The organism is Mesorhizobium sp., from assembly GCF_005063415.1.
Taxonomy (GTDB): Bacteria; Pseudomonadota; Alphaproteobacteria; order Rhizobiales; family Rhizobiaceae; genus Mesorhizobium.
On record NZ_SUEG01000039.1, the window covers coordinates 12226 to 33840 of the forward strand.

21 protein-coding genes, 1 other RNA gene and 1 pseudogene are annotated in these 21615 nt (G+C 61.8%); 16 read left to right on the top strand and 7 right to left on the bottom strand.

The window, feature by feature from the left end; all coding sequences use genetic code 11:
• The first annotated feature begins 48 nt into the window (after positions 1 to 48).
• The 12 genes and pseudogenes from E5W70_RS13050 to E5W70_RS13105 all read left to right on the top strand — a co-directional run bounded on the left by E5W70_RS13050 (position 49) and on the right by E5W70_RS13105 (position 13701).
• Positions 49 to 1299: an FAD-binding oxidoreductase gene (locus tag E5W70_RS13050; RefSeq protein WP_292658521.1), complete on the top strand. Its 1251-nt coding sequence runs from the start codon at positions 49 to 51 to the stop codon at positions 1297 to 1299.
• A 28-nt stretch (positions 1300 to 1327) separates the two neighbouring features.
• Entirely contained in the window at positions 1328 to 2329 is a 1002-nt protein-coding gene (locus E5W70_RS13055; RefSeq protein WP_292658523.1) for a 4-hydroxyproline epimerase, read from the top strand.
• Between the two features lie 334 nt (positions 2330 to 2663).
• A complete protein-coding gene (locus E5W70_RS13060; protein ID WP_292658525.1) occupies positions 2664 to 3566 on the top strand; it encodes a branched-chain amino acid ABC transporter permease in 903 nt (300 codons plus the stop codon).
• A gap of 4 nt (positions 3567 to 3570) precedes the next feature.
• Positions 3571 to 5199: a high-affinity branched-chain amino acid ABC transporter permease LivM gene (gene livM, locus E5W70_RS13065; protein ID WP_292658527.1), complete on the top strand. Its 1629-nt coding sequence runs from the start codon at positions 3571 to 3573 to the stop codon at positions 5197 to 5199.
• Positions 5199 to 6329 (top strand): annotated as a pseudogene (locus E5W70_RS13070) (ABC transporter ATP-binding protein); the annotation flags it as partial. The gene livM and the pseudogene E5W70_RS13070, both read left to right, overlap by 1 nt.
• 17 nt (positions 6330 to 6346) lie before the next feature.
• Positions 6347 to 7075, top strand: a complete 729-nt coding sequence (locus E5W70_RS13075) for an ABC transporter ATP-binding protein (RefSeq protein ID WP_254816420.1) — start codon at positions 6347 to 6349, stop codon at positions 7073 to 7075.
• 18 nt (positions 7076 to 7093) lie between these two features.
• Positions 7094 to 7441, top strand: coding sequence for a DUF6867 family protein (locus tag E5W70_RS13080; RefSeq protein WP_292658535.1), 348 nt, complete (start codon positions 7094 to 7096; stop codon positions 7439 to 7441).
• A 138-nt stretch (positions 7442 to 7579) separates the two neighbouring features.
• Positions 7580 to 8710 (top strand): branched-chain amino acid ABC transporter substrate-binding protein, encoded by a 1131-nt coding sequence (locus E5W70_RS13085; RefSeq protein WP_292658538.1) that lies wholly within the window; start codon positions 7580 to 7582, stop codon positions 8708 to 8710.
• A 234-nt stretch (positions 8711 to 8944) separates the two neighbouring features.
• On the top strand, positions 8945 to 12403 hold the full coding sequence (pyc, locus tag E5W70_RS13090; RefSeq protein ID WP_292658540.1) for a pyruvate carboxylase: 3459 nt from the start codon (positions 8945 to 8947) through the stop codon (positions 12401 to 12403).
• A 160-nt stretch (positions 12404 to 12563) separates the two neighbouring features.
• A complete protein-coding gene (locus E5W70_RS13095; protein ID WP_023719653.1) occupies positions 12564 to 12824 on the top strand; it encodes a DUF2312 domain-containing protein in 261 nt (86 codons plus the stop codon).
• A 52-nt stretch (positions 12825 to 12876) separates the two neighbouring features.
• The gene (locus tag E5W70_RS13100) at positions 12877 to 13317 is read left to right on the top strand and encodes a hypothetical protein (RefSeq protein WP_292658543.1); all 441 of its coding nucleotides are present in this window, start codon (positions 12877 to 12879) and stop codon (positions 13315 to 13317) included.
• A 78-nt stretch (positions 13318 to 13395) separates the two neighbouring features.
• Positions 13396 to 13701: a hypothetical protein gene (locus tag E5W70_RS13105; protein WP_292658592.1), complete on the top strand. Its 306-nt coding sequence runs from the start codon at positions 13396 to 13398 to the stop codon at positions 13699 to 13701.
• A 3-nt stretch (positions 13702 to 13704) separates the two neighbouring features.
• Here the strand turns inward: E5W70_RS13105 and msrB are convergent, their stop codons facing one another.
• The 5 genes from msrB to E5W70_RS13130 form a co-directional block, all read right to left on the bottom strand.
• Entirely contained in the window at positions 13705 to 14109 is a 405-nt protein-coding gene (gene msrB, locus E5W70_RS13110) for a peptide-methionine (R)-S-oxide reductase MsrB (protein ID WP_292658546.1), read from the bottom strand.
• A gap of 109 nt (positions 14110 to 14218) precedes the next feature.
• Entirely contained in the window at positions 14219 to 15040 is an 822-nt protein-coding gene (locus tag E5W70_RS13115) for an MBL fold metallo-hydrolase (RefSeq protein WP_292658549.1), read from the bottom strand.
• On the bottom strand, positions 15041 to 16231 hold the full coding sequence (locus E5W70_RS13120; protein WP_292658552.1) for a VWA domain-containing protein: 1191 nt from the start codon (positions 16229 to 16231) through the stop codon (positions 15041 to 15043).
• A gap of 8 nt (positions 16232 to 16239) precedes the next feature.
• Entirely contained in the window at positions 16240 to 16686 is a 447-nt protein-coding gene (locus E5W70_RS13125) for a GNAT family N-acetyltransferase (RefSeq protein WP_292658554.1), read from the bottom strand.
• 117 nt (positions 16687 to 16803) lie between these two features.
• Positions 16804 to 17643: a MoxR family ATPase gene (locus E5W70_RS13130; protein WP_292658557.1), complete on the bottom strand. Its 840-nt coding sequence runs from the start codon at positions 17641 to 17643 to the stop codon at positions 16804 to 16806.
• 176 nt (positions 17644 to 17819) lie between these two features.
• Between E5W70_RS13130 and ssrS the strand changes: the two genes are divergently transcribed.
• The 4 genes from ssrS to E5W70_RS13150 all read left to right on the top strand — a co-directional run bounded on the left by ssrS (position 17820) and on the right by E5W70_RS13150 (position 20441).
• Positions 17820 to 17975: non-coding RNA, 6S RNA (gene ssrS / locus E5W70_RS13135), on the top strand.
• 137 nt (positions 17976 to 18112) lie between these two features.
• On the top strand, positions 18113 to 18700 hold the full coding sequence (locus E5W70_RS13140; RefSeq protein WP_292658559.1) for a 5-formyltetrahydrofolate cyclo-ligase: 588 nt from the start codon (positions 18113 to 18115) through the stop codon (positions 18698 to 18700).
• Positions 18701 to 18781: 81 nt separating this feature from the next.
• Positions 18782 to 19606 carry a YmdB family metallophosphoesterase gene (locus E5W70_RS13145; protein ID WP_023678036.1) on the top strand — a complete coding sequence of 275 codons (825 nt, stop codon included), beginning with the start codon at positions 18782 to 18784 and terminating at the stop codon, positions 19604 to 19606.
• Positions 19607 to 19676: 70 nt separating this feature from the next.
• Positions 19677 to 20441 carry a TerC family protein gene (locus E5W70_RS13150; RefSeq protein ID WP_254816433.1) on the top strand — a complete coding sequence of 255 codons (765 nt, stop codon included), beginning with the start codon at positions 19677 to 19679 and terminating at the stop codon, positions 20439 to 20441.
• A gap of 291 nt (positions 20442 to 20732) precedes the next feature.
• Here the strand turns inward: E5W70_RS13150 and E5W70_RS13155 are convergent, their stop codons facing one another.
• A complete protein-coding gene (locus E5W70_RS13155; RefSeq protein ID WP_292658565.1) occupies positions 20733 to 21200 on the bottom strand; it encodes an SRPBCC family protein in 468 nt (155 codons plus the stop codon).
• Between the two features lie 32 nt (positions 21201 to 21232).
• Entirely contained in the window at positions 21233 to 21595 is a 363-nt protein-coding gene (locus E5W70_RS13160) for a hypothetical protein (RefSeq protein WP_292658567.1), read from the bottom strand.
• Positions 21596 to 21615: the final 20 nt, after the last annotated feature.

The window sequence follows — 21615 nt, forward strand, 5'->3', positions numbered from 1 at the left end:
TCCAGTCCCTTTGAGGCTATTTGCAGATGTGCAGCGCGGCGCATGGCAATGGATGATGACGCTACGCTCGACGTCGCCATTGTCGGTGGCGGCATCATCGGCATCTGCGCCGCCGCCTTTCTGGCCGAGGCGGGCCGAAACGTCACGATTTTCGATCGGACAGGGATCTGTGAGGAGACCAGCTCCGGAAATGCCGCTGCCTTTGCCTTCTCCGATGTGCTGCCGCTGGCTCACAAGGGCATGATCAGGCAGTTGCCGAAATGGCTCGCCGACCCGCTCGGCCCGCTCAGCATTCCGCCCGCCTATTTGCCGAAGCTGTTGCCTTGGCTGGTCCGCTTCTGGCGCGCCGGCCGAAGCGACCGCTATGAAGCTGGCCTTGCCGCGCAGGCCGGCATGATGAAGCTCGCCGAGGCGGAATGGATGGGCTTGCTCGACCGTTCCGGCACACGGCCGATGCTGCACGAGGACGGCTCGCTCGAACTCTATGACAGCGAGGCCGAGTTCAAGGCGTCGCTGCCCGGCTGGGCGGCAAGACAGCGCTTCGGCATCGGCTTCAGCCATGTCGAGGGCAGCGCTCTCGCCGCCTTGCAGCCCGGTCTGTCGCCGCGCTTCGTCAAGGGAACGTTCGTGCCGGGGTGGAAAACCGTCGCCGATCCCAAGCTGCTTGGAAAGGCCTTGTGGGCCTATGCCGAGGAGTTGGGCGCCGGGTTCGAAAAGGCCCGGATCGAGCGTGTCGAGGCGGGACAGGACGGCGCGATCCTGACCACGGCCGACGGCACGCGGCGAGGGGCGAAGCATCTCGTCATCGCTGCCGGGGCCTGGTCGCATCTGCTGGCGAGACATCTCGGCGACGGCATCCCGCTGGAGACCGAGCGTGGCTACAACACGACGTTGCCGAAGACTGCCTTCGACGTAAAGCGACAATTGATCTTCTCCGGGCATGGCTTCGTCATCACGCCGCTTGAGACGGGCCTGCGCGTCGGTGGTGCGGTCGAACTCGGCGGCCTCGAGAGGCCGCCCAATTATGCGCGCTCGAAAGCGCTGCTCGAAAAGGCGCAGAAATTCCTGCCGGGACTGGATCCGGCCAATGGCCGCGAATGGATGGGGTTCCGGCCGTCGCTGCCGGATTCGCTGCCGGTGATCGGACGTCCGCAACAAACGCCGTCGGTGGTGTATGGTTTCGGCCATGGTCACCTCGGCCTGACCCAGGCTGCGGCGACCGGGCGCTTGATCCGCGAGCTCGTTCTCGGGCAGAATCCATCGCTCGATCTCGGCCCGTTCAGCCCGCAACGGTTTTGAGTTCGACGACATTCAGTTGGGAGCCGGCATGGCCAAGAATTCCTTCTTCTGCATAGACGGCCACACCTGCGGCAATCCGGTGCGGCTGGTCGCCGGCGGTGGGCCTTTACTCAAGGGCTCGACGATGATGGAGCGGCGAGCGCATTTCCTGGCCGAATATGACTGGATCCGCACCGGCCTGATGTTCGAGCCGCGCGGCCATGACGTGATGTCCGGCTCGATCCTCTATCCGCCGACGCGTGAAGATTGCGACATCGCCATCCTGTTCATCGAAACCTCCGGCTGTCTGCCGATGTGCGGCCACGGCACCATCGGCACTGTGACCTTTGCCGTCGAACATGGATTGATCAAGCCGAAGACGCCGGGCGTGCTCAGGCTGGATACGCCGGCGGGCGTGGTCGTCGCCGAGTACAGCCAAGTCGGCGATTATGTCGAGGAGGTGCGCATCACCAATGTGCCGTCCTTCCTCTATGCCGAGGCACTGACGGTCGAATGCCCCGGGCTCGGCGAGATCAGCGTCGATGTCGCCTATGGCGGCAATTTCTACGCCATCGTCGAACCGCAAAAGAACTATCGCGACATGGCCGATCATTCGGCCGGCGACCTGATCGCCTGGAGCCCGGTGGTGCGGCAGCGGCTCAACGAGAAATATTCCTTCGTCCACCCGGAGAATCCCGGCATCGACAAGCTGTCGCACATATTGTGGACCGGTGCGCCGACCAACCCGCAAGCCGATGCCCGCAACGCCGTGTTCTACGGCGACAAGGCCATCGACCGCTCGCCCTGCGGCACCGGCACCTCGGCGCGGATGGCGCAGCTTCACGCCAAGGGCAAGCTTGGGGTAAGCGACGACTTCGTCCATGAATCGATCATCGGTTCGCTGTTCAAGGGCAGGGTGGAGAAAGAGGTCACCGTCGCCGGCAAGCCGGCAATCATTCCGTCGATCGGCGGCTGGGCACGAATGACCGGATTGAACACGATCTTCATCGACGACCGCGACCCGTTCGCGCACGGCTTCGTCGTCAAATAGAAAAACACTGACGCAAGGGAAAGAAAGAGTGCGCAAGCGGATTGACGTCAACGGCGCAACGATCCCGCTCATCAACTTATTTTGACGGCGATTTCTTCGAAATGGAGCGCATGCTGCGATTGAATCGTCAAAGACATTGCGTTAGGCCAATGGTAGGGTCCGCGATGGTCCAGGGGTCGGGCGGGAACAAAACGGGCAATCGGACGGCGTGCGGCGAAAACACGCATAACCATCGAAAAATCACGTTGCAATCCGGGCTCGAAACTTTACGACTAGGGGAAATACGAAAAGGAATGCGTCTGCATGGGCGACATTCCAGGGGAGCCACGACAGCATGCAGTATTTTGTCCAGCAGCTTATCAATGGGCTGACGCTGGGATCGATCTATGGGCTGATCGCGATCGGCTATACGATGGTCTACGGCATCATCGGCATGATCAATTTCGCCCATGGCGACATTTTCATGATCGGCGCTTTCACCGCGCTCATCGTTTTCCTTATCCTCGGTGCGTTGTTCTATTCGTTGCCGATCGTCGTTGCGCTGCTGATCATGATGATCGTCGCGATGCTGCTGACCAGCCTGTATAATTGGACGATCGAGAAGGTCGCCTACCGGCCTTTGCGCGGTTCATTCCGGCTGGCGCCGCTGATCACCGCGATTGGCATGTCGATTGCGCTGTCCAATTTCGTTCAGGTGACGCAAGGGCCGCGCAACAAGCCGGTCCCGCCAATGGTGTCCAAGGTCTACAACATCGAAGGCATCAGCGTCTCGCTGAAGCAGATCATCATCGTCCTGGTCACCATGGTCCTGCTGGCGCTGTTCTGGTACCTGGTCAACAAGACCTCGCTCGGCCGGGCGCAGCGCGCCTGCGAGCAGGACCGCAAGATGGCGGCGCTGCTTGGCATCGACGTCGACCGCACCATCTCGATCACCTTCATCATGGGCGCCGCCCTTGCCGCCGTCGCCGGCACGTTGTTCCTGATGTACTACGGTGTGGTGGTGTTTTCCGACGGCTTTACGCCCGGTGTGAAGGCATTTACTGCCGCGGTGCTCGGCGGCATCGGCTCACTGCCCGGCGCCGTGCTCGGCGGGCTGATGATTGGCTTCATCGAAAGCATGTGGTCGGCTTATTTCTCGATCGATTACAAGGACGTCGCCGCCTTCTCCATCCTGGCGATCGTGCTGATCTTCCTGCCTTCCGGCATTCTCGGCCGGCCAGAAGTCGAAAAGGTCTGAGTTCATGGCGGTCACCGTATCTCCGGAAAACACCGTCGTCGCCACCCCGGTCCAGCGCGCTTTTCGCGAAGCGCTCTATGCCGGCGCCATCTCGCTTGGCCTGTTCGTGCTGTTCATCGGCCTGAAGACCGACCAGAACATCTCCAACGAACTGATCCTGTTGCAGCGCTGGGGCTTGCTCGCCGGCGTCGTGATCGCCACCATGGCCGGACGCTTCCTTTACGTCGCCTATGGCCAACCCTTCCTGGCGAACCAGAAGATCGTCGACGTCGCCTCCGGCCTGCTGCCGGTCAGCCTGGCTTCGCGATTCTTCCGCCTTCCCGCGTTCATCGTGGCGCTCGCCGTCGCCGTTATTCTGCTGGCGCTCAGCGGCTTCCTGACCGAGGCCTTAGGGCCGGAACTTTCCGATTTTGTGCGGTTCCTGCGGGCGCTTGCAATCATCTATGCGCTGGCCTGGCTGATTTATCGTTTCCGGGCCTTCATTCATGCTCATTTCTCGGCATTGGGCATCACCGCACTGGCGCTCTACCCGATCGTCGTGGTGTTGGTGCTGGCGCTATATGCCGGGTCCATGGCGGTCGGTTTCCAGGGTTCGCTGAAGTATGTCGACAATTTCGGCATCCAGATCCTGATCTACGTGATGCTGGCCTGGGGGTTGAATATCGTTATTGGCTTGGCCGGCCTGCTCGACCTCGGCTATGTCGCCTTCTACGCAGTCGGTGCCTATGCCTATGCGCTGCTCGGCACGCATTTCGGCCTTTCCTTCTGGATCCTGCTGCCGGCCGCCGGCCTGATGGCTGCATTCTGGGGCGTGATGCTGGGCTTCCCTGTGCTGCGCCTGCGCGGTGACTATCTGGCGATCGTGACGCTCGCTTTCGGCGAGATCATAAGGCTGGTGATCATCAACTGGCGCGAAGTGACCAACGGCTCGGCCGGGATTTCCGGCATCCCGAAGGTCTCGTTCTTCGGCCTGATGTCGTTCAACGTCTCCGACCCGAACTACATCTCCAAGGTGCTCGGCATCGCGCAGTCCGGCGCCTACTACAAGATCTTCCTCTACTACCTGATCCTTGGACTCTGCCTGCTGACCGCCTTCGTCACGGTGAGGCTCAGGCGCCTGCCGGTCGGCCGCGCCTGGGAAGCGCTGCGCGAGGACGAGATCGCCTGCCGCTCGCTCGGCATCAACACCACCACCACCAAGCTCACGGCCTTTGCCACGGGCGCGATGTTCGGCGGCTTCGCCGGCTCGTTCTTTGCCGCGCGGCAAGGCTTCGTCAGCCCGGAATCCTTCGTGTTCCTGGAATCGGCGATCATCCTTGCCATCGTCGTGCTTGGCGGCATGGGCTCGCTGGTCGGCATTGCCGTCGCCGCCATGGTGATGATCGGCGGCACCGAAATCCTGCGCGAACTGGATTTCCTCAAGACCGGCCTGAGTTGGGGCAACATCAAGGTCATACCCGGGTTCGGCCCCGACTTCACGCCGGAGCTTTATCGCATGCTGTTGTTCGGCATGGCCATGGTCATCGTCATGCTGTGGAAGCCGCGTGGCTTCGTCGGCAGCCGCGAGCCGACGGCCTTCCTCAAGGTGCGCAGGGCGGTGTCGGGGTCCTTCACCAAGGAGGGACACGGCTGATGAACGCGAACCCCTCCGTGAACAATGCCATCCTGCAGGTCGAGCATCTGTCGATGAAGTTCGGCGGTCTCGTCGCCATCGGCGATTTGTCATTCCAGGCCAAACGTGGCGAGATCACCGCTCTGATCGGTCCCAACGGCGCCGGCAAGACCACCGTGTTCAATTGCATCACCGGTTTCTACAAGCCGTCGGAAGGCATGATCACGCTCAACCGGCGCGACGGCTCGACCTTCCTGCTCGAACGCTTGCCGAACCATGAAATCCCGGCGCGTGCCAAGGTGGCGCGCACCTTCCAAAATATCCGCCTGTTCTCGGGCATGACGCTGCTGGAGAACCTTCTGGTCGCCCAGCACAACAAGCTGATGAAGGCGTCCGGCTATACTATTCTCGGCCTGTTCGGCTATAGCGGATACAGACAGGCTTCGGCGGAGTCGGTTGAACTGGCCGAGCACTGGCTGGAGAAGGCCGATCTCGTCGACCGCGCCGACGATCCTGCCGGCGATCTGCCATATGGCGCGCAGCGACGGCTCGAAATTGCTCGCGCCATGTGCACCGGCCCTGAGCTTCTGTGCCTCGACGAGCCGGCTGCCGGCCTTAATCCGAAGGAATCGGCGGCGCTCAATGCGCTGCTGATGGACATCAAGGACAACACCGGTACGTCGATCCTTTTGATCGAGCACGACATGGCGGTGGTTATGCAGATTTCAGACCATGTCGTCGTGCTTGAATACGGGCGCAAGATCTCCGACGGCAACCCGCAATCGGTACGCACCGACCCGCGCGTCATCGCCGCCTATCTCGGCGTTGAAGACGAGGACGTCGAGACGGTACTAACCGAAGTCGGCGACGAGGACGTCATCGAGCAATTGGATACGGGTCCGGATGCCGCGCATGGACCGGGCACATCGTCTTCCTATCTTGCCGGACCGGTGGCCGATACGGTCGGCCATAGCGAGGGCGAACGCGTCACAGTGTCAAAGGGCGCTTCGAAGGCCGGGCAGATCGATGCAAGGTCGAGCGCTGCTGCAAAGTCCGGATCGCCGGCCAAAGCCAAATCGGCCGCGAAATCTTCCACGGCAAAGCCGGGCAAGGCTCCGGCGAAGTCGAAAGCTCCCGGCACCTCTAATCGGCGTGGGGGGCGGAAATAATGGCCGGCACAACGCTGCTCGATATCAAGGGTGTCCAGACCTACTACGGCAACATCAGGGCGCTGAACGGCGTCGACGTCACCGTCAAACAGGGCGAGATCGTGGCGCTGATCGGCGCCAACGGCGCCGGCAAGTCGACACTGATGATGACCATCTTCGGTGCTCCGCGCGCTCGTGCCGGCACTATCACTTTCGCCGGCACCGATATCACCCAGATGCCGACCCACGAGATCGCGCGCATGCGTATCGCGCAGTCGCCGGAGGGCCGGCGCATCTTTCCGCGCATGACGGTGATGGAAAATCTGCAGATGGGCGCCAGCCTCGACGGTCTCAAGCATTACGACGAGGACGTCGAAAGGGTCTTCACGCTGTTCCCGCGGCTCAAGGAACGCGTCGGCCAACGTGGCGGCACGCTTTCGGGCGGCGAGCAGCAGATGCTGTCGATCGGCCGCGCGCTGATGGCAAGGCCGAAGCTGCTCTTGCTGGATGAGCCGTCGCTAGGCCTGGCGCCGCTGATCGTCAAGCAGATCTTCGACGCCATTCGCGAGCTAAACCGCACGCAGGGACTGACCGTGTTCCTGGTCGAGCAGAACGCCTTCGGCGCACTGAAGCTCGCCACGCGCGGCTATGTCATGGTCAACGGCAATGTGACGATGAGCGGCACCGGCAAGGAACTGCTCGCCAATCCGGAAGTGCGCGCCGCCTATCTCGAGGGCGGCCATCACTGAGTTTCAGGAGTCTTCATCATGCAGGGCATTCTTTATGAGGAACCCTCGATTTGGCAGTTCTTTTTCGTCACCTGCCTGCTCGGTGGCTGGGCGGCCTGGATGACGGGCAAGGCGTGTGCCCAAACATGGCGCGGCTTCGCCCAGCTATTCGCCTATATGCTGGGGCTCGGCATCGGCGTAAGATTCATCCATCACGCGCTGTTCGGCGGAACGATGTTTTCGCTGCATTACTACGTGGTCGATACCATCGTGCTGATGATATTGGGCTTCATTGGCTACCAATACACGCGCACCAACCAGATGGTAACGCAGTATAATTGGCTTTACGAAAGAGCCTCTCTTTTGAGCTGGAAACCAAAAGGTTGACATTTATCATTAACGGCGTTTCAGGGATGAATCGGCGTGACAAGTGCCTGAAAATCGGCAAAGTACTCTTTCTGCGAGCAAGAGTGGGCATCGCATGAAAGCAACATCCACGCCCACTCGGTAAATGGGAGCGTTTCAATGAAAAAGTCACTTTTGTCCGCCGTCGCCCTGACCGCGCTTGTCGCGTTCAGCGGCAACGCGTGGGCTGACATCCTGATCGGCGTTGCCGGTCCGATCACCGGTCCGAACGCAGCGTTCGGCGCCCAGCTTCAGAAGGGTGCCGAACAGGCAGTCGCTGATATCAATGCGGCGGGCGGCGTTCTTGGCCAGCAGCTCAAGCTTGAAGTCGGCGACGACGTCTCCGATCCCAAGCAGGGCATCTCGGTCGCCAACAAGTTCGTCGCCGACGGCGTCAAGTACGTCGATGGCCACTTCAACTCCGGCGTCTCGATCCCGGCATCGGAAGTCTACGCCGAGAACGGCATGCTTGAGATCACGCCGGCCGCGACCAATCCGAAGTTCACCGAACGTGGCATGTGGAACACCTTCCGCACCTGCGGACGCGACGATCAGCAGGGCAAGGTCGCTGGCGACTATCTCGCCGCGAACTTCAAGGATGCCAAGATCGCTGTCATCCATGACAAGACGCCTTATGGCCAGGGCCTCGCCGACGAAACCAAGAAGGCGCTCGCAGCCAACGGCGTGACTGAGGCCATGTATGAAGGCATCAATGTCGGCGACAAGGATTTCTCGGCCCTCATCGCCAAGATGAAGGACGCGGGCGTCTCGGTCGTCTACTATGGCGGCCTGCACACCGAAGCCGGCCTGATCATACGCCAGCTCGCTGACCAGGGCCTCAAGGCAACCTTCATGTCCGGCGACGGCATCGTGTCGAACGAATTGGCCTCCATCGCCGGCGACGCCGTCGAGGGCACGCTGATGACGTTCGCTCCGGATCCGCGCAAGAATCCGAACGCCAAGGAGCTCGTCGAGAAGTTCCGTGCGGCCGGCTTCGAGCCTGAAGCCTATACCCTCTACTCCTACGCAGCGATGGAAATCATCGCGGCCGCCATCACCAAGGCCGGTTCAGCCGATGACGCTCAGAAGGTAGCCGAGACCATCAAGTCGGCCGGCCCCTGGAAGACCGCGATCGGCGAGATCGGCTACGACGCAAAGGGCGATATCACCCGTCCGGACTACGTCATGTACACCTGGAAGAAGGGTGACGACGGCAAGTACACCTATGTCGAGAACGCACCCGGCAAATAACCGGACGTTGCTACATGAAAATGCCCGGCGCCTCGCGCCGGGCATTTTTCATGAGGGTTTCCCGAACGCCTGGATCGGAACTGCCCAGGCGTTCTCCGGATCGACACGCAATGCGTCGACGCGATAGATCAAACTAAATCGATTTAATCCTCTTTTCGATTTTGTTTGCACTGCAGCATTTTCGCGTTAATCATGTCGTCAGTTTCCTTACCCTCCGCGTCCGGAGCCTTGTCCTTGGCAATCTCGAAAATCCTTGTCGCCAACCGCTCCGAAATAGCCATCCGCGTCTTCCGCGCGGCCAATGAGCTCGGCCTCAAAACCGTGGCGATCTGGGCGGAGGAAGACAAATACTCGCTGCATCGCTTCAAGGCCGACGAAAGCTACCAGGTCGGGCGCGGGCCGCACCTGACCAGGGATATGGGGCCGATCGAAAGCTATCTGTCGATCGAGGAGGTTATCCGCGTCGCCAGGCTTTCGGGCGCCGATGCCATCCATCCAGGCTACGGCCTGCTGTCGGAAAGCCCGGAATTCGCCGAAGCCTGCGCCAAGGCCGGCATCATCTTCATCGGGCCAAAGCCCGATACGATGCGCAGGCTGGGCAACAAGGTCGCCGCGCGCAATCTCGCAATCGAAGTCGGTGTGCCGGTAATTCCCGCTACCGATCCCTTGCCGGACGACATGGCGGCGGTAAAGGAACTTGCCAAGACGATCGGCTACCCGGTGATGCTCAAGGCGTCGTGGGGCGGCGGCGGCCGCGGCATGCGCGCCATCCGCTCCGAGGCCGATCTCGCCCGCGAGGTGATGGAAGGCAAGCGTGAGGCGAAGGCGGCTTTCGGCAAGGACGAGGTCTATCTCGAGAAGCTGATCGAGCGCGCACGCCATGTCGAGGTGCAGGTGCTGGGCGACCGCCAAGGCAACGCCGTGCACCTGTTCGAGCGCGATTGTTCGATCCAGCGCCGCAACCAGAAAGTGGTCGAGCGGGCGCCGGCGCCCTACCTCGAAATGTCACAGCGCGAGGAGCTTTGCGGCTACGCGCTGAGGATCGCGCGCGAAACCAGCTATATCGGCGCCGGCACGGTCGAGTTCCTGCAGGATGCCGACACCGGAAAATTCTATTTCATCGAGGTCAATCCGCGTATCCAGGTCGAGCACACCGTCACCGAACAGGTGACCGGCATCGACATCGTCAAGGCGCAGATCCATATCCTCGACGGCTTTGTCATCGGCACGGCGGAATCGGGCGTGCCAGCGCAAAAGGACATCAGGCTCAACGGTCACGCCCTGCAGTGCCGCATCACCACGGAAGATCCCGAGCATAATTTCATCCCCGATTATGGCCGCATCACCGCCTATCGCGGCGCCACCGGCTTCGGTATCCGCCTTGATGGCGGCACTGCCTATTCGGGCGCGGTCATCACCCGCTTCTACGATCCGCTGCTGGAAAAAGTGACGGCGTGGGCGCCGACGCCGGCCGAGACCATCGCCCGCATGAACCGGGCGCTGCGCGAATTCCGCATCCGTGGCGTGGCGACCAACCTCACCTTCCTCGAGGCGATCATCAATCACCCGAGCTTCGCCGACAATTCCTACACCACTAAGTTCATCGACACGACGCCGGAACTGTTCGCCAGTGTGAAGCGGCAAGACCGCGCGACCAAGCTGCTCAACTATCTTGCCGACGTTTCGGTCAATGGTCATCCCGAGACGCGCGGCCGGCCGCAGCCAAAGGCCGATGCGGCGCCACCGGTGGTGCCATATCTCAACGGCAATGTGCCTCAAGGCAGCAAGCAGAAGCTCGACGTGCTCGGGCCGGAGAAATTCGCCGCGTGGATGCGCGAGCAAAAAGAGGTGCTGGTCACCGACACGACAATGCGCGACGGGCATCAATCCTTGCTCGCGACGCGTGTGCGCACCTATGACATCGCCGGAATTGCCGGCACCTATGCGCGTGCTCTGCCGCAGCTTTTGTCGCTCGAATGCTGGGGCGGCGCCACATTCGACGTCGCCATGCGCTTTCTCACCGAAGACCCATGGGAGCGGCTGTCGCTGGTGCGCGAGGCAGCACCCAACCTTCTGCTGCAGATGCTCCTGCGCGGTGCCAATGGCGTTGGCTATACCAACTATCCCGACAACGTCGTCCAGCATTTCGTCCGCCAGGCCGCTGCCGGCGGCATCGACCTGTTCCGGGTCTTCGACTGCCTGAACTGGGTCGAGAACATGCGCGTCGCCATGGATGCGGTCGGCGCCGAGGGCAAGCTCATCGAAGCGGCGATCTGTTATACCGGCGACATACTCGATCCGGCGCGGGCGAAATACGATCTGAAATATTATGTCGGCCTGGCCAGGGAATTGCAGGCGGCAGGCGCCCACATCATCGCCGTCAAGGATATGGCCGGGCTTTTGAAACCGGCGGCGGCCCGCGTCCTGTTCAAGGCACTGCGCGAGGCAACGGACCTGCCGATCCACTTCCACACCCACGACACATCCGGCCTGTCGGCGGCAACCGTGCTGGCGGCGGTGGAGAGCGGCGTCGACGCCATCGACGCGGCGATGGATTCGCTATCGGGCAACACCTCGCAGCCGTGCCTGGGTTCGATCGTCGAGGCGCTGAAAGGCACCGAGCGCGATCCGGGCCTCGACCCGCAATGGATCAGGAACATCTCGTTCTACTGGGAGGCGGTGCGCAACCAATACGCCGCCTTTGAAAGCGACCTGAAGGGGCCGGCATCGGAGGTCTATCTGCACGAAATGCCGGGCGGGCAGTTCACCAACCTCAAGGAACAGGCGCGCTCGCTCGGGCTGGAGACACGCTGGCACGAAGTGGCGCAGACCTATCACGACGTCAATCTGATGTTCGGCGACATCGTCAAGGTGACGCCGTCATCCAAGGTCGTCGGCGACATGGCGCTGATGATGGTGAGCCAGGACCTGACCGTCGCCGATGTCGAGAATCCGGCGAGGGACATCGCCTTCCCGGATTCGGTGGTGTCGATGTTGCGCGGCGATCTCGGCCAGTCGCCGGGCGGCTGGCCAAAGCCATTGCAGAAGAAGGTGCTGAAGGGCGAAAAGCCGATCACGGTGCGGCCGGGTTCGCTGCTCAAGCCGGCGGATCTCAAGGCCAGCCGCACGGAGGTCGAGGAAAAGCTCGAGCGCAAGCTCAGTGAGTTCGAGTTCGCGTCGTGGCTGATGTATCCGAAGGTGTTTTCCGATTTTGCCGCCGCGCAGGAGACCTACGGGCCGGTCAGCGTACTGCCGACGCCGACTTATTTCTACGGCATGAAGCCGGAAGACGAGATTTTCGTCGACATCGAAAAAGGCAAGACGCTGGTGGTGCGCTGCCTTGCCCTGGGCGATGTCGACGAAAAGGGCATGGTCACCGTGTTCTTCGAGCTCAACGGCCAGCCGCGCCGCGTGAAGGTGCCGGACCGGGCGCATGGCGTGTCCGTCGCCAAAGCGCGGCGCAAGGCGGAGCCGGGCAACGAGGCGCATGTCGGCGCGCCGATGCCTGGCGTCGTCTCAGCGCTTGCGGTCGCTGCCGGCCAGGAGGTGAAGGCCGGCGACGTGCTGCTGTCGATCGAAGCGATGAAAATGGAAACGGCGTTGCATGCCGAACGCGACGGCACCATAGCCGAAGTGCTGGTCAAGGCCGGCGACCAGATCGATGCCAAGGATCTGCTGATCGCGTTCGGGTGAAATAGGCCGGCATCAGACAGCCTTGTCGGCGCCTGGCAGCAGCCCTTCATGCCGCATCGATAGCACCTTGACCCGCCGCGCCCGGTCGGGCATCGAACCGCTGCAATTCGCCGCTCGGGTCACCCCGAGTCGCGGCGAGAAACGACGCGGAGAGAAGACTATGGCCGACGACATCACCGAGACCAGCCAGACTGTTGCCGCCGGCCAGCTGCGCGCCTTCATCGAACGCATCGAGCGGCTCGAGGAAGAGAAGAAGACGATTGCCGACGACATCAAGGAAGTGTTCGCAGAGGCCAAGGGCACCGGCTTCGACACCAAGGCGATGCGGTCGATCATCCGGCTGCGCAAGAAGGACCAGGCCGAGCGGCAGGAAGAGGAATCCATTCTCGATCTGTATAAGGCCGCGCTTGGAATGGTGTAGGCCGGGTAACAGCCTTGGGCACCGGTTGCGGCGCCCCTCGACGGTTCGAACCATGAGCGAATTCGATTTTGGCGCCCGCCGCGCCTCTGAATTCCGCCAACGCAGCTTCTGGACGCTGTTCGCGGAACGGCATCCGGATGAAAGGGCTCTGCTGGCGAGGCGCGGACCGTGGTTCTGGCAGCGTGGGCTGCCCGACTTCGCATTGGTCCTTTCAATGTATGTCGCGCCTGCGCACAATCATGTCGGCGTCTTCTTCGGCCGCAACGAGAAGTTCGGTGCCACGCAAGCCTGGTCGCGGTTGAAGCCGTTCCAGCCGGCCATCGAAGACAGGCTGAAGCTCAGGCCAGAACAAAGTTGCGACGGCCTCGGCATCAATTCGATGTGGCGGGTGAATTGTTTCGCCGAGGACAATTGGCCGGCGATGACCGACTGGCTGGTGACGGAAGCCTCACGTTTCGAGCGCGCGATTGCCGAAGTTCTGGGTCAGGAATAAAGCAGGGTTTCCAGACGCAATCCTTGTGGAAGGATTGCTCTGGTGAGCAGCGAGGGAGCCGGTGGATCGATGACGATCATGTCGCGCGTTGCCGCCTTCTTCCGCTCACGCTGGCTGGGCGGCGTGCCGCTCGATCGGCTGTTCTGGCGCGACCTGGTCGTTGTCGGCACAGCCATCAACGTCGCGTCGTCGGTGGCGGCACTCACTCTGCTCGGGCTGAAGCTGCCGCTTGCGCTCGTCCTGGCGGTGCATTTCGCGCCGGTGCCCTACAATATCTTCCTGACCTTTGCCGTTTGGCGAACTGCCGGAAAATCGAGTGGCGCCAAGGCCGCGCTGATGACGCTTGGCGCCACATTGTGGCTGATCCTGGTGGTCGTGGCCTGACGATCAGACGGCCGGCTCGAATTTGAGCGCCACGCCGTTGATGCAGTAGCGCACGCCGGTCGGCGGCGGGCCGTCGTCGAAGACATGGCCGAGATGGCTGCCGCAGCCGGCGCAATGGCACTCGGTGCGGACCATGCCGTAGCTGCGGTCGACGGTGGTCTCGACCGAGCCCGGCACGGGATCGTTGAAGCTCGGCCAGCCGGTGCCGCTCTCGAATTTCAGCTTGGATTCAAACAAGGGCTGGTCGCAGCCGACGCAGGAGAAGGTGCCGGCGCGCTTCTCGTGCAGTAGCGCGCAGCTTCCCGGCCGCTCGGTGCCGTGGTTGCGCATCACCGCATATTGCTCGGGCGTCAGCCGGGCGCGCCATTCGGCATCGGTGCGGGTAACGGGGTAGGTGTGGCTGTCCATTTTTTCCTCTTAGCTTATGTCGCTATTTGGGTTGCCTTCCCAACTTCGCCTGAAATAGGCATTTGTTACGGCGTTTGCCCGTATTTCCAATTCCTGCTGCGAAGATTCCTCAGGCGATGGCCGCGAGATAGCGCGCAACCGATGCTGAAAATGCCGCCTTTGCATCTCCGATGACGTTCTGGTTCCACCACGCGCCGTAGATATGGTCGAACGCGAAAGGCTCCAGCGCAGCCTTGATGCCGAGCACTTTCGTCGCGTTGAGCGGGATATAGTTCGGATAGCTGTACATGAAGCTGACATGACGGCGAGTCGGCGTCACCTGCAGGATGTCGCCGGCCAGGATGGCATTGCCGGCATCGCGCTTCCAGTGCAGCACCTGGCCACCGGCAAAGTGGCCGCCGCAGCGGATGAGCGTCAGCGACGGGTTTATGGTGCGCGTCTCGCCTTCCCAGCTGATGATCGCCGGATGCGGCCGCATGATCCACTGACGATCATCGGTGTGCAGATAAATCGGCACGCCGCCAAACGCCTCGCTCCACTCGACCATTGCCGAATAATAATGGCAGTGCGAAATGGCGATGGCGGCCAGGCCGCCCCGGCGGTTGATCTCGGCCACCGCCTCGTCGCTGACCATCGAGATGCAGTCCCACAGCACGTTGCCGTGCGGCGTTTGCGCCAGCAATGCCCGCTGGCCGATGGCGAAGCGCGGCTCGATGCCGAAGGCGAGCACGCCGGCATCATCCGTGATCACGACCCGATGCCCGCCGGCGAGCTCTTCCGGCGTGGTCCAGGCCTGGCCCTCCCAGCGCACATATTGCCGCTCGTCCTCGCAGATCGGGCAATGTCGTGGCGGCGTCGCTGTCGCCGCGAACTGGACACCGCATTGCAGGCAAAGGAAACAGGTCGACCGTCCTGTTTTGCGTGGATCCATTCAGTGCTTCCTTGAAAGTTGCTTCGTCGCGGCTTCGAGGCCGGCGAGCGTCAGCGGAAACATGCGGCCGCCAAAGATATCGCGGATCATGGCAATCGAATGGGTAAAACCCCAGTTCTTCTCGGCTTCGGGGTTGAGCCATACCGCGTTTGGCCATTGCTGCAGCAACCGGCCGAGCCAGACGGCGCCGGCCTCCTTGTTCCAGTGCTCGACCGAGCCGCCGGGTTGGGCGATCTCGTAGGGGCTCATCGCGGCGTCGCCGACGACGATCACCTTGTAGTCGGAGCCATATTTATGCAGGAGATCGAAGGTCGGAATCACCTCGGCATGGCGGCGGCGATTGTCCCTCCACACACCTTCGTAGAGGCAGTTGTGGAAGTAGAAATATTCGAGCTGGCGGAACTCGGCGCGGGCGGCCGAAAACAGCTCCTCGACACTCCTGATATGGTCGTCCATCGAGCCGCCGACATCGAAGAACATCAGCAGCTTCACGGCATTGCGACGTTCGGGTTGTGTCTTAACGTCAAGATAACCGTGCTCGGCGGTGGCGTGGATGGTGCCGGGCAGGTCGAATTCCTCTTCCGCGCCTTCGCGCACCCAGCGGCGCAGGCGCTTCAGCGCGACCTTGATGTTGCGGGTACCGAGTTCGACAGTGTCATCGAAATTCCTGAACTCGCGTTTGTCCCAGACTTTTACCGCGCGGCGGTTGCGGCTTTCGTGCTGGCCGATGCGCACGCCTTCGGGATTGTAGCCATAGGCACCGAAGGGCGAGGTGCCGCCGGTGCCGATCCATTTCGAACCGCCCTGATGCCTGCCCTTTTGCTCTTCCAACCGCTTCTTCAGCGTCTCCATCAGCTTTTCGAAGCCGCCCAGCGCCTCGACCAGTTTTTTCTCCTCGTCGGACAGGTGCTTTTCAGCGAGCCTCCGCAGCCATTCCTCCGGGATGTTTGCGACATCGACCGCGTTTTCGCCGGCCAGCGCCTCGACACCTCTAAAGATGTGCGAAAAGACCTGGTCGAAGCGGTCGATGTGTCGCTCGTCCTTCACCAGAGCGGCGCGGGCGAGATAGTAAAAGCCCTCGACATCATAGTCGACCAGCCCGGCCTCCAGCCCCTCCAGCAGCGACAGATATTCGCGGAGCGAGACCGGAACCCGCGCTGCCTTCAATTCGAGGAAGAAGGGGATGAACATCTCACCGTCTACAGCAGATCATACTCGATGAAGCCGGTCCTGCGCGCCACGTGGTCGTAGAGCTTGCGTGCGGTGGTGTTGGTCTCGTGGGTCATCCAATAGACATTCTTGACGCCGATCTTGCCGGCTTCCTGCTTGACCGCTTCGATCAGGGCGGCGCCGACGCCCTTGCCGCGCACATCGGGGTCGGCGAACAGGTCCTGCAGATAGCAGTTGTTTATCTGCGACCAGCAGGAGCGATGGTAGAGATAGTGCGTCAGGCCGACGGCCTTGTCGTCGAGGGTGGCGATGAAACCCTTTGGCTCGAACTCGCCCGCCGTGAACAGCCGCTTCCAGGTGACGGCGTAAACCTCTTCCGGCAGCTTGGTTTCGTAGAAGGTGAGATAGGCGGTCCACAGACGTCGCCAGTCGGTATGGTCGGATTGCGCAAGCGGGCGGACGGTGATCTCGGTCATTTCATTTCCCTCTGAACTCGGCCACCCGAAGCTGCCTCCGTGCTTGGCCAAGGGCAACGGTCCAGGGACGGGAAAGCGCTGTCCGGGGGCTTTCGTCGGCTTCCGGCTGACCGCTCCTCAACCTTGCCGTCTCGCCATGAAAGCCAGGCGCTCGAACAGATGCACGTCCTGTTCGTTCTTCAGCAACGCGCCATGCAGCTTGGGCAGCGCGTTCTTCGGGTCGGCGCGGAGGTCTTCCGGCGCGATGTCGTCTGCGACCAGCAGGCGGATCCAGTCGAGTGCCTCGGAGGTCGACGGCTTCTTCTTCAGGCCCGGCACGTCGCGGATTTCGTAGAACTGGGTCAGTGCTGCTCGCACGAGATTCTGCTTGATGCCGGGATAGTGCACGTCGACGATTTTGTGCAGCGTCTCGACATCGGGAAAGCGGATGTAGTGGAAGAAGCAGCGGCGCAGGAAGGCGTCCGGCAATTCCTTCTCGTTGTTGGAGGTTATGATGACGATGGGCCGGACCGTAGCGCGGATGGTCTCGCCGGTCTCGTAGACGAAGAACTCCATCCTATCCAATTCCTGCAACAGATCGTTGGGGAATTCGATATCGGCCTTGTCGATCTCGTCGATCAGAAGCACGATTTTCTTGCCGGCCGCGAAGGCGTCCCACAGCTTGCCGCGCTTGATGTAATTGCGGATGTCGTTGAAGCGCTCGTCGCTGAGCTGGCTGTCGCGCAGCCGCGAGACGGCATCATATTCATAAAGGCCTTGCTGCGCCCGTGTCGTCGATTTGACGTGCCATTCGATCAGGTCCAGGTCGAGCGCCGCCGCCACCTGGCGGGCCAGTTCGGTCTTGCCGGTGCCGGGCTCGCCCTTGACCAGCAACGGCCGCTCCAGCGCGATCGCCGCGTTGACCGCCACCATCAGATCCTTGTCGGCAACATAGGCTGCCGTGCCTTCGAAACGCATTTTTGCTCCCGGGTTCACAGCGCGACCCTAAGGATGCGGCCTTCGCTGTGCAAGGCGCCGCTGGCGAAGCGGCGATCTTGCCGGCGCGGCCCTCGGCGAGGGGTTCTGTGTCGAATTAAGCGTCGAAACATGTCGCCTCTCTGGCGCTTGGTCTGCCGTCTGCCTATATTGGCGGAGACGGTCTGCGCTTCCCGGCAGGAGAACATTTTCCCCGGGGCCTTAATGATCCCTAGGGAGCTGTCCCTGGGAAGACCCGTGGGTTTTCTCATACGGCGCCCACCTACTTTGTAGGTTCCCGGGATCGCTCTCTCCACCGGTCGTGTGGATCGTCACCTATCGAAAAGGCCATCTGGCGGATCTTGTCGTCGCGCTGCTTTGTGCAGTGCGCACGAACGAAAAATTCGCTCCGCTCCTCCGAAACGTCGCTCGTAAAGCTCCATCCAAATCTGACCTTTTCTACCATCGGCGCATGACATCCCCAAAAGACCTGAAAAAAAATTTCCGCAACCAAGCCCTCGGGCGCCGCGATGCGCTCGATCCGTTCTGGCGTGTGGAGGCAGCACTCGAAATGGCCGAGACGGCGCGCGACCGGATAACGGTCGAGCCGGGCCAGATCGTCTCCGGTTTCTGGCCGATGCGCTCGGAAGTCGACGTACGGCCGCTGATGTTTGCCTTGCGCGAAAAGGGCGCAAGGCTCTGCCTGCCGGCCATTCTGGACAAGACCACCATCGTTTTTCGCGAACTGGTGCGCGGCGCGCCGATGATCGACATGGGCTTCGGCACCGTCGGGCCGCATGAGGAAGCCGAGGTGCTCGATCCGCAGGTTATGCTGGTGCCGCTTGCCGCCTTCGATGCGCGCGGCCACCGTATCGGTTACGGCGCAGGCTATTACGACCGGGCTATCGCGCGGCTGGCCGACAAGGGACAGCAGCCGCGGCTGATCGGCATTGCCTTCGACTGCCAGGAGGTGGCCCTGGTGCCGGACGAGCCGCATGACATGATCATTCCGGAAATACTCACCGAGAGCGGGTTGCGCCGGTTCGGGCCGAAATTGTAGATAAGTTCCTGGACGCATGGTCTTTTCCGAAAGTCATGCAGCTTTTTGCTTCGCTGACCTTCGGTTCGGGATCACGCTTATATGAGACTTCTCTTCCTCGGCGACATGGTCGGCAAGACAGGACGTACGGCGGTGTGGGAACAACTGCCCGGCCTGATCTCGGATTTCAAACTCGACTTCGTCATCGTCAATGGCGAGAACGCCGCTGGCGGCTTCGGCATCACCGAGGAGATTTTTCGCGAGACGATCTCGGCCGGCGCCGATGTCGTCACCACCGGCAATCATGTCTGGGACCAGCGCGATGCGCTGATTTTCGCGCCGCGCGAAGAGCGCTTCCTGCGTCCGTCCAATTTCCCCAAGGGTACGCCGGGGCGCGGCTCGGGCGTCTACATCGCCAGGAACGGCGCGCGCGTGCTGGTCGCCAACATCATGGGCCGGGTGTTCATGCATCCCGAGCTCGACGATCCGTTCCAGGCCGGCGAGCGCGAACTTGCCGCTTGTCCGCTTGGCGAGCAGGCCGATGCGATCGTCATCGATTTCCATGCCGAGGCGACCTCGGAAAAAATGTGCTTCGCCCATTTCGTCGACGGCCGTGCCAGCCTTGTTGTCGGCACTCATACGCATCAGCCGACCGGCGATCACCAGATCCTCAATGGCGGCACCGGTTATATTTCCGATGCCGGCATGTGCGGCGATTACGATTCCTCGCTCGGCATGGACAAGGAGGAGCCGCTCAACCGGTTTTTGTCCAAAGTGCCGAAAGGCCGCTTCGAGGCGTCGACCGGACCGGCGACATTGTGCGGCGTCGGCGTCGACATTTCCGACCGTAGCGGCCTGACCGAACGGATCGCGCCGTTTCGCCGCGGCCCGCGGCTCGAGGAAACGGCTCCATCCTTCTGGTCGTGACATTGATATGGACGCTTGCAGTACCCAATTGCCGGCGAAACTGCTCTAGATCGTAGAGGGGACGACCTCCATGCAGCTAGTCGAATTCCTGGCGCCGCATTTCGCCTTTGTCTCCGACCCGACGGCATGGGTCGCGCTGCTGACGCTGATCGTGCTGGAGGTCGTGCTCGGCATCGACAATCTGATCTTCATCTCGATTTTGACCAACAAATTGCCGGTAGCGCAGCGGGCCCGCGCCCGGCGGCTCGGCATCTCCGCCGCGCTGGTGATGCGCCTGATCCTGCTGGCCACCATCTCGATCATCGTCCAACTGACGACGCCGATATTCACCGCCTTCGGCCACGGCTTTTCATGGCGCGACCTGATCCTGATTGCCGGCGGCCTGTTCCTCGTCTGGAAGGCGACCAAGGAGATCCACCACACGGTCGATCTCGATGATCACCAGGACACGATGATGGGCGAGACACTGCAGCTGTCGCTGGCCGGCGCCATTTTCCAGATATTGCTGCTCGACCTCGTCTTCTCGATCGACTCGATTATCACCGCGGTCGGCATGACCGACGAAATCGCGATCATGTACATCGCGGTGATCGTGGCGGTGAGCGTGATGATGCTGGCGGCCGGGCCGCTGGCCGATTTCATCGCCAAGAACCCCAGCATCGTCATGCTGGCGCTCGGCTTCCTGCTGATGATCGGCATGACGCTGATCGCCGACGGCATGGGTTACCATGTGCCGAAAGGCTATATCTACGCTGCCATGGGCTTTTCGGCACTGGTCGAAGGGCTCAACATGCTGGCGCGGCGGCGGAAGAAGGCAAAGGGCGGCGGGCACTGAGTCCAGCGGAGCGAACCGGCAGCGCAGAGAACCAGGGCTCGGCCTCGATCGTCGTGGCCATGTAGAACCTTTGAGACGTTGGCGGGACAGCACCCCCCTCTGTCCTGCCGGACATCTCCCCCGCAAGGGGGGAGATCGGCAGCTTAAGCGCTCCGCTCATCCTGCAGCGTTGGAGATTGGCGAAGGCCGAAGTGACGTCCAATCTCCCCCCTTGCGGGGGAGATGTCCGGCAGGACAGAGGGGGGTAGGAAGGATCGCTGCGCTGCGGAACGGCTTTTGGCAGCCGAAGACTTACTGCGCCGGCAAACCCTTCGGATGGCGGTCGCCGATCAGGCCAAGCGTCAGGCCTTGCTCGAGCCACGCCTTGGCGCCGGCGAGCACCAGCGCAAAACCGCCGGTCGAGTCGATCGCCTGCTTGACCTGCTCATCGGGGCTGCCGGCAAAGCCGAAATTGCGGACCTCGACAAAGGTCGTGCCGCCCGGCATCTCGGCGAAAGTCCACACTACCGTGGTCGGCGGATCGCTCCATTGCATGACGATCTTCTTGTTTTCGACGATCTCACTGACATTGACCGTCGTCGAGACGCCATACATGCGCCATTCCCAACGGATTTCCTTGCCGCTGTCCAACCTGTCGCTGCCACGGGTGAACCAGAACTTCGTCGTGATCGCCGGATCGACGAAGGCTTCGAATACGTCGGCGACCGCCCGCCTTATCAGCATGCCGGCTTCGGCGGTCAGTGTTTCGCGGATTTCCATATCGTCCTCCTTTCCACGGCACTGCGGCCTGTTCACCAGGCATCGGGCTCGCGCACGAGGTGAATGATGTTGGCCGGGTTGGTGATCCAGCCGCCGCGAAAGCCTTCACCCAGTGCCTCGATGGCGTCGCAGCGCACGACGCCGGCCTTGGCGAGATGCTCCGCAGCGGCCGGAAAATCATCGGTGAACAGTTCCAGCCAGATCTCGGCCTGGCTCATCATCGGCGCCTCGTCGATCCACAGCCGATTGGGACCGAGTTCGAAGCCGACGGCCGGCGGCTTGGCCGTGAATGGCTTCAGGCCGACGACGTCGCGATAGAAGGCGATCGTCGCCTGGTATTGATGTGGCGGCACCTTCATGGCGATGTTGACGCCGCCGGTGATCTTCGCGGTCATTTGCTGGCTCCATTGCCGTG